This is a genomic window from Mucilaginibacter sp. MD40 (assembly GCF_002288635.1).
Taxonomy (GTDB): domain Bacteria; phylum Bacteroidota; class Bacteroidia; order Sphingobacteriales; family Sphingobacteriaceae; genus Mucilaginibacter.
The window spans coordinates 1,186,166-1,199,074 of sequence record NZ_NRSW01000001.1 but is presented as its reverse complement, the minus strand read 5'-3'; the positions used below and the strand labels follow the sequence as shown (position 1 = coordinate 1,199,074).

Sequence of the window (12,909 nt, the reverse complement as noted above, 5' to 3'; positions counted from 1 at the left end):
GTTTTTTTATACCATCCCAGACCGCTACATATTCCCGGCAACCTGCTGATATATCTTTTTGCTGTTTAAATACCGCCTGAGCAGTAACAGCATTACGCCAATTAATATGATGAGAACTATATAACTGATAGCAAAGGTTTGCTGGTTATGTATGTTAAGGGTGTTGGCCAGTAGATAACTGAAAAACGATGTTACGATGTAACCGCCACCACTGGTTATCCCGCCGGAAACACCGGCATTTTCCGGAAAGCGCGTTAGGCAGTAGGTAAAATAAATATTGTACATAAAACCCATCAAAAAATGCAGGCTTATTACAAAGAACATGATGGCGTAAATGCTGCTGAACCAACCTGCCGTAACAAACATAGCTATTGCAAACACGGCTTGTAGTAAATTAGCTATAATCAACTTAGCCATGAAATTACGGGCTATCATAGATTTGCTCAGCATACCACCAAGCAGCAAAGCCACGCCCGAGCTTAGCGCCGCATAACCGGTAACAACCGGCGAATAATGAAATACGTTCTCGATAAAGAAAGGGGCCGACATACCAAAGATAATGGCCATAGAATAGCTAAGCCCAAGCACTACTATGCCATATGCAAAATCGGGCGCGGTGATCATCTTTTTATAGGTGTTTACAACCGACGCTAAATGGAAGGGCTTGGTACGGGCTAAAGTTTCTCCGCTATAACTCAGCTCTAACAGCAACATTACAAAGGTATAAATAGCCAGGAAGTAGAAATTTGCCCGCCATGCGAAAACATGTTGCAGGTATCCGCCCAAAAAAGGTGCTATCACCGGCGCGGCCGACCAAACTACAGATAACAGGCTGGTATAATGCTTTTGTTTATCTCCCTCAAATACATCTATAAACAGGGAGCGCTTTGAAACCATGATGATAGAGATTAGGAATCCCTGCAAAGCCCGCATCACAAATATCAGCTCGATGCTATGAGTGCTTACAATAACCAGGTTAGTAACAATAAACGCGGCAAGCGATGCCAGGCCAAGCTTGTAACGCCCATAGCTGTCAATAATACTGCCCACGAATAACTGCGATACACCGTAGCTAATGAGAAAAATGGTCATGGTGAGGCGCACATTAGATACCGATGTACCCAGATCATGCACCATAGCCGGGAACGATGGCACATAAACGTCCATCGCGAACCCCGATATAGGAATAAGGATGAACGCCAATATGGCGCTGATATTCCGGTTGCCGTCTGTAACACGTCTCATTTGCTATGCTCCTTTTGATGGAGCGCAAAATTAGAAACTTAATTCAGGATAGAAGTATTACCAGGTGCGAGAAGTATCTCTGAACGTTAATATTTCAATGGGGTGATAGATAAACTGATCGTTATGCCGAATTTATTTCGGCATCCCACAAGTAGGTCTAAGCGTGTGGGATCCTGAAACAAGTTCAGGATGACGTCGTTTTTCTTTAGGGGGCTTTGTTGTAATCCTTCTGCACGATCAAAAAGCTGGCGCGTTCCTCTTTATGGAAAGGAATATCCCAATTACCTTGATAAGTAATTTTTGTTGGTAGTAATTCTCCGTCAAAGCGGTTTAGCTCAATATCCATTTGCACATTGAAATCCACAAACATATTGCTGAACTTCATGTCAATATACCGTCCCAATATCTGGAAAGTATTCATATCAAAGATGGTCGTCATCTCTTTGATCATGGTATCATCATCGGCCGTACTGGGCTTTTTGATCACCTTAAAACGATAAACCGGGATGCTATCCATATAGGTTCCCCGGGCAAATTCGTAATTATAGTATTGTCGCAATTCCGGTCCAAAAATTTCTGTTTTGCTGCTGATAAATGGTATGCCAGATATGCGCCTGCCGGGTGTAAATACCAACGCTTTTAACTTGGCTTTGTAACCAGCGTTTTTCCCCTTGCCCGGGGCGGATGATGGCGAACCACTGCTGAAATCAGAGTTGTAGGCATTCATAAAGATGTAATCGAACATCTCAACGGTATACAACTCATATTTACCGTTCTTCTTTTTAACGGCTCCCTCATCCTGGTTAATAAGGTAAGTGGTTTGGCGCTTGCCGTTCACAAAATCGTGCCTTATTTTCCGGTAGATCTTACCGTTTACCTTATTCTGTTTATCATAGGTGTAAATGCGGTTCTCGGCAGTAAAGGCGTACCGCTTCATATTTTGGAAAGCCTTGTAAAAGCTGGTATCATGTACAACAGCGTCAATAAAATCCTGCGCGTTTAACCGGTGTGAAACAATGTTCACTGCAGAATCGATCACGATGGTACGAATGGTATCGGGGTTAAAGCGCTGTATCTGCTGTGCCTTTAAGGTAAAAGCGGAAAGTATGAGGCAGAGGGCGATGAGTGCTTTTTTGTTCATATAGAAGTCCATAGTCGATGGTCAATAGACCATAGTGTTTGATGCACAGTTTTCCATGGACTATCAACCATGGCCTATGAACTAATTAATTCCCTAACTGCTTAACGGCAATGTAAGCCATCAGGCCAACGCTTTGCTCCAATGCGCTTTCCTCAATATCAAAGGTTGGAGTATGTACCGATGAGGTGATGCCACGAGCCTCGTTCCGTGTGCCTAAGCGGTAGAAGCAGGAGTTTGCCACTTGAGAATAGTAGGCAAAATCTTCAGCAGCCATCCATATATCCAGGTCGAGGACGTTCTCTTTGCCTAAGAAATCTTCGGCAAAGCCACGTACCTGCGCGGTCAATTTCTCTTCGTTAATGAGAAATGGATAACCTTTCATGATTTTGAAATCGCAGCTGCCGCCCATACTTTCGGCAATACCTTCGGCCATTTTTTTCATCTTCACATGTGCGTCATTACGCCATTGTTCATCCATGGTACGGAAGGTACCTTCCAGATAAACCTCGTTCGGGATAACGTTGGTTGCCCCGTTGGCGATAACCTTACCGAATGATAGCACCGAAGGGCTTTTAGGATCGGCAAAACGGCTCACTACCTGCTGCAGGGCCGTTAATATATGCGCAGTAATAATTACCGGGTCTACATTCTGTTGTGGTTGCGCACCATGGCCGCCTTTACCTTTTACGGTAACATATAATTCATCGGTGCTGGCCATGTACTTGCCCGCGCGGAAACCTACTTTGCCCGCATCTATCAGCGGCATTACGTGCTGACCAATAACAGCTGATGGCTTTGGATTTTCCAGCACACCTTCCTTGATCATGAGGCTGGCGCCTCCCGGAAGCTTTTCTTCCGCCGGTTGAAAGATGAATTTTACCGTGCCACCAAATTCGCTTTTAATCTCGGTAAGTATTTTGGCAACACCTAACAATGATGAAGTATGTACATCATGTCCGCAAGCGTGCATTACGCCCTCATTTTGCGATTTATAGGAAACATCATTAGCCTCTAAAATTGGCAGCGCGTCCATATCTGCACGCAGGGCAACTACTTTGTCGCCCGGTTTATCGCCTTTAATGAGGGCGACTAAACCGGTATCAGCCATTTTGTGATATTCAATACCCAGTTCTTCCAGCTTGCGGGCCACAAAAACAGAAGTTTCCACCTCATGGAAAGACAGCTCCGGGTGGGCATGCAAATGCCTGCGGTTAGCAACAACATCATCAAATATCTCTTTAGCTAATTGCTGTATCTTCTCTTTAATCATTGGTGACAACTGTTTTTGGTGGATTAATTTTCCCCGGAATTATAAATATGGTTGGGAACAACGCGAGTAGCTGCTGTTTCATACGCTCTGCTTCGAGCCTTGTACGGAAGTCTCCGGCAAGTACTTTAAAATTAGGCTCGCGGTAGCTGATATAAGTACGCATCTCTGGAAGTTCACGGTTACATTTGGCCTGCGCGTTAAAAGCAGCAGTGCGGTTCCTCCCGCTATAAATCTGCACCCGGTACCCGTAAGAAGAAGAATAGCCACCATTACCTGACAAAGCCTTACCGCTATTCAGCGTGGCGCGTTTGGCCAGCAGGGTATCAAATAATGGAGGTGCCACTACCTGTACCTTGCCCCTGGTTTGCCCAAAGCCTTTTACAGATGCAAAAAGCAGTAAAAGCAAAAAGCAATATTTGATACCTGCCGGGATAGCTTTATGATCAAATATTGCTTTCTTCATAGTATTGTTCCTTTAAACCGTCAATGCGAGAAGCGAAGCGTAGTATGGAGATTGCTTCGTTCCTCGCAATGACGCGTGGTTATTTTAAATTGTCATGGTGAGCCTCTCGAACCATCTGGTGTTAAGTCTTCGACAAGCTCAGACTGACACTTACGACGGTTTTGGGCCTTCCTTAATTCTGCCCTATGCCGTGGCAGTTTTTGTATTTTTTGCCGCTACCGCATGGGCAAGGGTCGTTCCTGCCTATCTTTTGCTCAGCCTTTACCGGGCTGGGCTTTTGTATCTCCTGCTGCATCTCCTCCATCGGTAAACCGCTTTGGTCTACCATCTCAGGTTTTGAGGTGCGCATCTGGCGCATATCTGTTTTAGGTGCCGGTGCCGCTTCGCGAACCTGCTCTGGTGCCTGCTGTACCGCGATACCACCTCTGAACAGGAAGCTCATCAACTCTTTATTTACGCTGGCCAGCATCTGGCGGAAAAGTTCAAATGCTTCAAACTTGTATACCAAAAGCGGATCCTTTTGCTCGTAAACGGCGTTCTGTACCGATTGTTTCAACTCATCCATCTCACGCAGGTGCTCTTTCCAGGCATCGTCAATCAATGAAAGGGTTACGTTTTTCTCGAAAGATTTAAATACTTCCTGGCCGTGGTTTTCTACCGCCTTTTTCAACGGCACAGCTACCTGCATGCCATGTACGCCATCCGTAAACGGAACAACAATGCTCTCTACGTACTGCCCGCGGGTTTCGTAAACATCTTTTAAAACAGGATAAGCTTGCTGCGCTATTGTTTCAGCTTTGCGTTTGTAGAACTCGCTTACTTCAATAAAGGTACTATCTACCAGTTTTGGCAGCGGGGTATTCGCAAATTCTTCAGCGGTTATCTCTGTATCAACAGAGAAGATACGGATGATCTCTAACTGGAAGCCTTCAAAGTTGTTACCTTCTTTATATTCCGTTACGATATCTTCAATAACATCGAAAATTGTGTTGCTGATATCCACATCCAAACGATCGCCGAACAGCGCGTTCTTACGTTTAGCGTAGATAACTGTACGCTGCGAGTTCATCACGTCGTCATACTCCAGCAAGCGTTTACGTATACCAAAGTTGTTCTCTTCTACCTTTTTCTGTGCACGCTCAATTGATTTTGAGATCATGGAGTGTTGGATCACTTCACCATCTTCAATACCCATACGTACCATCAGGTTAGAGATACGCTCCGAACCAAATAAACGCATCAGGTTATCCTCAAGCGATACAAAAAACTGTGAAGAACCTGTATCACCCTGGCGACCCGCACGACCACGCAACTGCCTGTCAACACGGCGCGACTCATGGCGCTCGGTACCGATGATGGCTAAACCGCCGGCTTCTTTAACGCCTGGGCCTAATTTGATATCCGTACCACGGCCAGCCATATTGGTAGCAATGGTTACGGTACCTGCTTTACCAGCTTCGGCCACAATATCGGCTTCGCGCTGGTGCAACTTGGCATTCAGTACGTTATGTTTAATGCCGCGCAGCTTAAGCATACGGCTTAGTAATTCTGAGATCTCTACTGATGTTGTACCCACCAGCACCGGGCGACCTGCTTTAGTCAATTCCTCTATCTCGGCGGCAACAGCGTTGTACTTTTCGCGAACGGTACGGTAAACCAGGTCTTGTTTATCCTCGCGTGCGGTTGGGGTGTTGGTTGGTATTTCAACCACATCCAGCTTGTATATCTGCCAAAACTCACCAGCCTCGGTAACTGCGGTACCGGTCATACCGCAAAGCTTGTGGTACATCCTGAAATAGTTTTGCAGGGTAATAGTTGCAAAAGTTTGGGTAGCATCCTCAACCTTAACGTTCTCTTTAGCCTCAATAGCCTGGTGTAACCCATCAGAGTATCGGCGGCCATCCAATACACGGCCTGTTTGCTCGTCAACTATCTTAACTTTACCTTCATCAAGAATGTATTCGGTATCTTTTTCGAATAAAGTATACGCTTTTAATAACTGGTTAACCGAGTGGATACGTTCTGATTTGATAGAGAAATCGCGCATCAGTTCGTCTTTCTTAGCCAGTTTTTCTTCGGCAGGAAGGTCTGATTTTTCAATCTTGGCTATCTCGGTACCTACATCAGGCATCACAAAGAAGTTTGGATCCTCGCCTGATGCGGTGATCAACTCAATACCTTTTTCTGATAATTCTACCGAGTTGCTCTTTTCATCAATAATAAAGAACAATTCAGAGTCAACCTTAGGCATTTCTTTGCCCTGGTCTTGCATGTAGTAGTTCTCAGTTTTTTGTAGTACGGTACGGTTAGCGCCTTCGCTCAGGAACTTGATCAATGCCTTATTCTTAGGCAGGGCACGGTGTGCACGTATCAAAGCCAAACCACCTTCATCAACACCGGTCTTGCCTTCGTTAATGGCTTTCTTAGCTTCGTTCAGTACGGTATTTACATACGCCTTTTGTGCGTTAACCAAACGCTCAATGCGTGGTTTTAACTCATAAAACTCATGCTCATCACCACGTGGGATGGGGCCGGAGATGATCAACGGCGTACGGGCATCATCCACTAATACGGAGTCAACCTCATCCACCATGGCGTAGTGCAGCTTGCGTTGTACCAGTTCTTCCGGGCTACGTGTCATGTTGTCACGCAGGTAGTCGAAACCAAACTCGTTGTTGGTACCAAAAGTAATATCAGCTAAATAAGCCTGGCGGCGCTCTTCAGAGTTTGGCTCGTGCTTATCAATACAATCAACAGATAAACCGTGGAACTCATACAACGGGCCCATCCACTCGCTATCGCGACGGGCAAGGTAATCGTTCACGGTTACAATGTGTACACCCTGGCCGGCCAATGCATTAAGGTATGCAGGCAGCGTGGCTACCAATGTTTTACCTTCACCGGTTGCCATCTCGGCAATTTTACCCTGGTGCAATACAATACCGCCTATCAGCTGCACATCATAATGTACCATGTTCCAGGTAACCTCATTACCGGCAGCAAGCCAGGTATTATGGTGAATGGCTTTATCTCCCTTAATAATAACGTTGTTTTTGCGTGCAGCTAACTGGCGGTCAAACTCAGTTGCCGTAACCTCAATAGTTGGGTTACCGCTAAAACGACGGGCAGTTTCTTTAACCACCGCAAAAGCCTCAGGAAGGATATTCATTAAAATTTCTTCCAGCTCTTTGTTGCGGTCTTTCTCCAACTTATCCAATTGAGTAAACAAGTTTACTTTCTCGTTTACGTCCATTTCGGGCTCGTTTTCGGTGCGGTCTTTTATCGCTTTTATTTCGCTATCGATACCGGAAAGGCCGGCAGCAATGGTTTCTTTAAATCCTATGGTTTTAGCCCGAAGCTCATCGTTGCTCAGCTGGTCAAGTTGGGCATAAGCGGCCTTTATTTTCTCAACTATAGGCGTTATCCCTTTAACATCGCGCTCTGATTTGCTTCCGAAAAGCTTACTGAAAAAATCTAACATATTAATTTATATATGGTGCACCCAACTCAACAATTAAGCCAATGCAATTATAAAGTCATTTTGACAGGCAAAGGTAAGGTTTTGAGGCGAATTATCTGATGTGCAGGTGTGCAAATATGCAGATGTGCAGATTTATTAGCATGTGTTTAATATGCAGATGGTTAATATGGCATGCTGCCTGCATTATTAAAATTCACCTGCACATTTGCACATCTGCATATTTGCACATCAAATCGTACATTTGCCCGCATGAATATCCTCATCCTTGGTTCGGGTGGAAGGGAAAGTGCCTTCGCCTGGAAGATTGCCCAAAGCCCCAAATGCACCAATCTGTATATTGCTCCGGGCAATGCGGGCACCGGCGCTTATGGTACAAACGTAAACCTTAAAGTTACCGATTTTGAAGGTATTAAGACATTTGCTTTGGCTAATGATATTAACCTGGTGCTGGTTGGCCCCGAGGAGCCGCTGGTAAAAGGTATTCATGATTTCTTTTTGGCTGATGAGCAATTAAAGAACATCCCCGTAGTTGGCCCGCAGCAAGAGGCGGCGCAGCTTGAGGGAAGTAAGGATTTCTCGAAAGAATTTATGCAGCGTAACGGCGTGCCTACCGCTGCCTCAAAAACCTTTACCCGCGATACTTTACAGGAAGGTATGGATTACCTGGCAACTGCCGGTTTACCCATCGTTTTAAAAGCCGACGGGCTTGCCGCAGGTAAAGGTGTACTGATATGCCTTAGCCTTGAAGAAGCCAAGCAGGAACTGAACGCTATGCTTACCGAAGCCAAATTTGGCGATGCCAGCTCAAAGGTGGTTGTAGAACAGTTTTTACAAGGTATTGAACTCTCGGTTTTTGTGATGACAGATGGCAACAGCTATAAAATATTGCCGGAAGCTAAAGATTACAAACGCATAGGCGAAGGCGATACCGGCCTCAATACAGGCGGTATGGGTTCTATTTCACCGGTACCATTTGCCGACGAAGCATTTATGCAGAAGGTTGAGCAAAAGGTAATTATCCCTACTATTGAGGGTTTGAAAAAAGAGGGCATCCCTTATAAAGGATTTATCTTTATTGGCCTGATGAATACTCACGGCGAGCCCTGGGTGATAGAATACAATTGCCGCATGGGCGACCCGGAAACCGAAAGCGTAATGCTGCGCATAGAAAGTGATTTTATTGACTTACTACAAGGTGTAGCCGAAGGCAACCTGCACGAGAAAGAACTGGTTATCTCTCCAAAAACCGCCGCGACCGTAGTATGCGTTGCCGGTGGCTATCCTGGCGAATACCTGAAAAATAAAACCATCACCGGTATGGAAAATGTGCGCGATTCGCATGTATTCCATGCCGGCACCACGCAGGTTGGCGATGAAGTGCAGGCAACCGGCGGCCGGGTGTTAGCCATCAGCAGCTTACAGGATAATATGTTTAACGCCCTGCAACAAGCCACTGCCGACGCCGCACGTATCTATTACGATGGTATTTATTTTAGAAAAGATATCGGGTTTGATCTCCTTTAGGAAGTCATTGATCATTAGGTCATTGAGTCATTGGAATAGTTCAGAAAACAAAAGGGCTGAGTTGCATAAACAATTCCGCCCTTTTGTTTTATAATTACTCAATTTCGGCGCGTCAATACAATGACTCAATGACGCGAAGCATAATGACTCAATTATATTTTCCCAAATAGTTCTTCCAGCTTGTTTTCCAGATCTCCGCCGGTAAGGTTTTTACCGATGATCTTTCCATTCGGGTCGATCAGGAAATTTTGCGGTATGGCACGTACACCGTACAACGCGGCAGCCTTGCTGTTCCAGAATTGCAAGTCAGATACCTGTGTCCAGGTTAATCCATCTTTATGGATGGCTCCTAACCATGCCGCTTTAGCATTTGGACGGTCTAAAGACACACCCAGGATAGTGAAATTCTTGTTTTTATACTTGTTATAAGCTTTTACCACATTTGGGTTTTCCATACGGCATGGGCCGCACCATGAAGCCCAAAAATCAACCAGCAGGTATTTACCACGGAAAGACGAAAGAGCCACTGCTTTACCTGCCGTATCTGTTTCGGTAAACTCAGGCGCGGTAGCACCTAAAGCTACCGCTTTTAGCTTAGGTAAAAGCTCGCCAAACTCTTTACCACCGGTTGAGGCCTTTATCTCTGGTGATAAACCCTCATATAATGGAGCCAGTTCGGTATAATCGGCACTGTAAGCGAATGACTGCAGGGCGCTAAGGCTAAGGTAAGAGCCGGGATGTTCTTTAATAAACTTCTTATTAATGGCCGCCTCCTGCTTCTCGATAGCTTTTTCCTGCTTAGCTAAAGCCTCTTTCTGAACGTCAGTAGCATTTTTCTGTTTTTCTTCCAAAGCTGTATAGGCGTCGTTTACGGGTTTTAATGCAACCTGTAGTTCTGCGCTTTCCTTGTTGGTTTTGGTACCGGTAATAACAGCACTCTTCAAGGTATCAGCCGATGTGACGGTAATGGTTCCAGGTTCAATAAAAACCGAATGGTAGTCGCGTGATTTACGCATGCCATCGCCTTTTTTGTTCAGCAACAAATAACCGCTCATGGGCACGGTACCGGCATCGCCTGTAAAAGTGAATTTTCCATCTTGTAACACGGCCGAATCAACGGCTATGTTACCATCCTTACGGTATTGCAGATAAGCTTTAGCAGGCGCGCTGATGTGGCCTAACTTGCCTTGTATAGTAAATTTTCCGGTTTGTGCCGAAGCGATAGCCGGGAGTATAGCCAAAGCTCCGAATATTAATTTTTTCATGTTTTAGTTTAGTTATTGCTGCAATATGCGGTAAAAACCGCTAAAATCAAATCTTACCTAAATATTTCTCTAATGCAGCATCCAGATCATCACCGCGAAGGTTTTTGGCAACGATCTTCCCCTGCGGATCGATCAAAAAGTTTGAAGGGATGGATTGTACGTTATAAAGTTTAGCCGCCATGTTGTTCCAGTATTGCAGGTCTGATACCTGTGTCCAGGTAAGCCCATCACTTTTGATAGCGGCCAGCCAGGCCTCTTTACCGGTGTTTTTGTCTAAAGACACCCCTAATACCGTAAAGTTTTTGCCCCGGTATTTGTTGTACAGCTTAACCACATTAGGGTTCTCCTGGCGGCATGGCGGGCACCATGAAGCCCAGAAGTCAAGCAACACATATTTACCCCTGAATGATGATAAGCTAACCGGCTTTCCGTTTACATCATTCTGTGTAAAATCAGGCGCTACCGCACCTATTGCCGTTATCTTGAAGCCTTCAATACCATTCCTCATGGCTATGCCACCATCAGTTTTTTTCACTTTGTCTGATAACGACTCAAATAAAGGTTCTATCTCATTAACATCAGGAGACGGGCCTGCATAGCTGGATAGCGCGAGCAGACTCAGATAGCTATCAGGGTGACTGTTAATAAAGTTTTTTAATATATTCTTTTGCTCGTCTTGCAGGGCCTTGTACCTGGCCTGCATATTATTCTGAAAAGCTGCCGAGCGTTGCTGCGTTTCGGTAGCCTTTTGGGCCTCATTGGCAAGGGACTGTGCTTTATTGGTTATGGTCTGCAACAGGCCTTTGAGTTCCTTATTTTCTTCGTTGAGTTTAGACCCTGTTATATCAGCCTTTGATATAGAGTCTTTTACATTGATGTTGATACCACCCTGTTCCAGAAAAAACATTAAACCATCGGCTGTTGCTGAGGGCTTCCCATCGGGGAAATTGGTATCAATATATTTTGAAAAGCCCAGGTTTTTACGGTCGAGAAAAAGGCTGGCAGTAATGGGTTCTGCAACAGCACCCTTAAAGTTAAACGTACCATTTGCCACGGTAGCAGAGTCGGTAATGTTGTTATCGCCAACGCGGTAAACCAGGTAAATTTTCGCAGGCATTGGCCCATTAGCTACTTTACCATCGATGGTAAAATCTTTAGCCGTTTGCGCGTATGACAATGCCGGTAAGCACGCCAACACAGAGAACAATAGTTTTTTCATTAAATTAATTAAAGTACTTATAACGGATAAGCGCCTGGTTAAATTGCCTTTAGTTCAATTTCTGGTATGTCCGCCACCACAGGTCCGGCATCTCGCCGGAAACCGCGGTGCGGTAATCCTCATAACGGCATGGCACCAGGTGAAAGCGTTCGTTTTTTGACCCTCCCGTTGGATAAGGAACCTGCATCCACCACCGATCACTTTTTTTACTTTTTACAAATACCAATTCGTGGTCGTCATGCTTCAGGCTGGTTTTATAGATAAGGTATTGCGATCTTGGGTTCAGCGGGAAATCTTTCTTTCGGTTATAAAAGCCATCAATAAAATACCATATCATCTGCGACAGCAGCATGGCCGTTTGTCCGTTGGTATCATACGCCGGGTTAAACTCGTAAAAACCTATTGAGCTCAGCTTATCGCTAAAACCGGCATAGCGGCATATCTGGCAGGCTTCCTCGCCGTAAAAGCCGTTTGGTTTGGCATTGGCGTTGGCTGCCGCGTCTGATGAGCGGATGGCGCCCATATCAAAACTCAGCATATTAGCATTGCGGATAATGGGTTCGGATACAGCTATGTTTTGTGTAAGCTCACCCAGGCGGTGTACATCAAAATACAATTTCTCCATCACCCGTAAACTATCCTGACTGGCAAAATAGGTTTGGTAACCCATATTGCTGTAATTGAACAGGTAATTAGGCTCGTGCAGGAAAATTTTGCTGAGGTATGATGTAGAAGTTGCCTCAATGGTTTCCGGATGGCTGTCATCCTCCAGGTCAAATTGTGCATCTACCACCAGCAGGTCAACCTTTTGCTCCAAGTGCTCGTAGCCCAGGTACTGCGCATAAGTAAGGTCCTGCCCGCCGCCAATAATAAGGGGGACGATATCTTTCTTCATCAGTTCCTCAACTACGGTTTTTAGCGCGTAATAGGTATCTACCACAGTTTCGCCGCGGGCAATATTGCCAAGGTCTATTATTTTGGTGTTGTAACTACCCTCATAAAGCTGGTAAAGCTTTTCGCGCACGTAGTCGGGCGCAAGGGCGCAGCCGTGGTTATTAACGGCATTACGATCATCAAGCACACCGATAATGGCAATATCCACCTTGTCTTCCATCGAAGGGAAATCAACAGAATAGTGCTCTATTTTACTCCCCAACTGGCTGGTGTAATAACCGTTTTGAGGGACTATCTTCTTTAGGTCTATGGGCGAAAAAAAATCAGCTAAAGACATGGTATGGATGTGCAGATATGTGGATGTGCAAATGTGCAGAAAAAAAAGATGTGCAGATGTGCAAATGTGC

At 45.2% G+C, this 12,909-nt stretch carries 9 protein-coding genes; 1 reads left to right on the top strand and 8 read right to left on the bottom strand.

Going from position 1 to position 12,909, the window contains the following annotated elements; genetic code table 11:
- Positions 1-24: 24 nt before the first annotated feature.
- The 5 genes from CKK33_RS05400 to secA form a co-directional block, all read right to left on the bottom strand.
- A complete protein-coding gene (locus tag CKK33_RS05400; RefSeq protein WP_095703123.1) occupies positions 25-1,245 on the bottom strand; it encodes an MFS transporter in 1,221 nt (406 codons plus the stop codon).
- 205 nt (positions 1,246-1,450) lie between these two features.
- Positions 1,451-2,386, bottom strand: coding sequence for a hypothetical protein (locus tag CKK33_RS05395; protein ID WP_095703122.1), 936 nt, complete (start codon positions 2,384-2,386; stop codon positions 1,451-1,453).
- Between the two features lie 85 nt (positions 2,387-2,471).
- A complete protein-coding gene (locus CKK33_RS05390) occupies positions 2,472-3,656 on the bottom strand; it encodes a M20 family metallopeptidase (RefSeq protein ID WP_095703121.1) in 1,185 nt (394 codons plus the stop codon).
- Positions 3,649-4,119 (bottom strand): SPOR domain-containing protein, encoded by a 471-nt coding sequence (locus CKK33_RS05385; RefSeq protein ID WP_095703120.1) that lies wholly within the window; start codon positions 4,117-4,119, stop codon positions 3,649-3,651. The genes CKK33_RS05390 and CKK33_RS05385 overlap by 8 nt, the downstream gene beginning before the upstream one ends.
- 172 nt (positions 4,120-4,291) lie before the next feature.
- Positions 4,292-7,600: a preprotein translocase subunit SecA gene (gene secA, locus CKK33_RS05380; protein ID WP_095703119.1), complete on the bottom strand. Its 3,309-nt coding sequence runs from the start codon at positions 7,598-7,600 to the stop codon at positions 4,292-4,294.
- A 249-nt stretch (positions 7,601-7,849) separates the two neighbouring features.
- On the opposite strand from secA, the gene purD reads away from it, so the two are divergent.
- The gene (purD, locus tag CKK33_RS05375; RefSeq protein ID WP_095705760.1) at positions 7,850-9,124 is read left to right on the top strand and encodes a phosphoribosylamine--glycine ligase; all 1,275 of its coding nucleotides are present in this window, start codon (positions 7,850-7,852) and stop codon (positions 9,122-9,124) included.
- A 152-nt stretch (positions 9,125-9,276) separates the two neighbouring features.
- Here purD and CKK33_RS05370 read toward each other — a convergent pair whose 3' ends face one another.
- From CKK33_RS05370 to CKK33_RS05360, 3 genes are read right to left on the bottom strand one after another with little or no spacing between them, the layout of a single operon-like run.
- Positions 9,277-10,389 (bottom strand): TlpA disulfide reductase family protein, encoded by a 1,113-nt coding sequence (locus tag CKK33_RS05370; protein ID WP_095703118.1) that lies wholly within the window; start codon positions 10,387-10,389, stop codon positions 9,277-9,279.
- A gap of 46 nt (positions 10,390-10,435) precedes the next feature.
- Positions 10,436-11,608, bottom strand: a complete 1,173-nt coding sequence (locus tag CKK33_RS05365) for a TlpA disulfide reductase family protein (RefSeq protein ID WP_095703117.1) — start codon at positions 11,606-11,608, stop codon at positions 10,436-10,438.
- A gap of 49 nt (positions 11,609-11,657) precedes the next feature.
- Positions 11,658-12,839, bottom strand: coding sequence for a formimidoylglutamase (locus tag CKK33_RS05360; protein ID WP_095703116.1), 1,182 nt, complete (start codon positions 12,837-12,839; stop codon positions 11,658-11,660).
- Positions 12,840-12,909: the final 70 nt, after the last annotated feature.

What these genes read in the sequence shown, in the direction of transcription:
- CKK33_RS05400 (WP_095703123.1), bottom strand. Translation starts at nt 1,245, where the DNA reads ATGAGACGTGTTACAGACGGCAACCGGAATATCAGCGCCATATTGGCG.
- CKK33_RS05395 (WP_095703122.1), bottom strand. Translation starts at nt 2,386, where the DNA reads ATGAACAAAAAAGCACTCATCGCCCTCTGCCTCATACTTTCCGCTTTT.
- CKK33_RS05390 (WP_095703121.1), bottom strand. Translation starts at nt 3,656, where the DNA reads ATGATTAAAGAGAAGATACAGCAATTAGCTAAAGAGATATTTGATGAT.
- CKK33_RS05385 (WP_095703120.1), bottom strand. Translation starts at nt 4,119, where the DNA reads ATGAAGAAAGCAATATTTGATCATAAAGCTATCCCGGCAGGTATCAAA.
- secA (WP_095703119.1), bottom strand. Translation starts at nt 7,600, where the DNA reads ATGTTAGATTTTTTCAGTAAGCTTTTCGGAAGCAAATCAGAGCGCGAT.
- purD (WP_095705760.1), top strand. Translation starts at nt 7,850, where the DNA reads ATGAATATCCTCATCCTTGGTTCGGGTGGAAGGGAAAGTGCCTTCGCC.
- CKK33_RS05370 (WP_095703118.1), bottom strand. Translation starts at nt 10,389, where the DNA reads ATGAAAAAATTAATATTCGGAGCTTTGGCTATACTCCCGGCTATCGCT.
- CKK33_RS05365 (WP_095703117.1), bottom strand. Translation starts at nt 11,608, where the DNA reads ATGAAAAAACTATTGTTCTCTGTGTTGGCGTGCTTACCGGCATTGTCA.
- CKK33_RS05360 (WP_095703116.1), bottom strand. Translation starts at nt 12,839, where the DNA reads ATGTCTTTAGCTGATTTTTTTTCGCCCATAGACCTAAAGAAGATAGTC.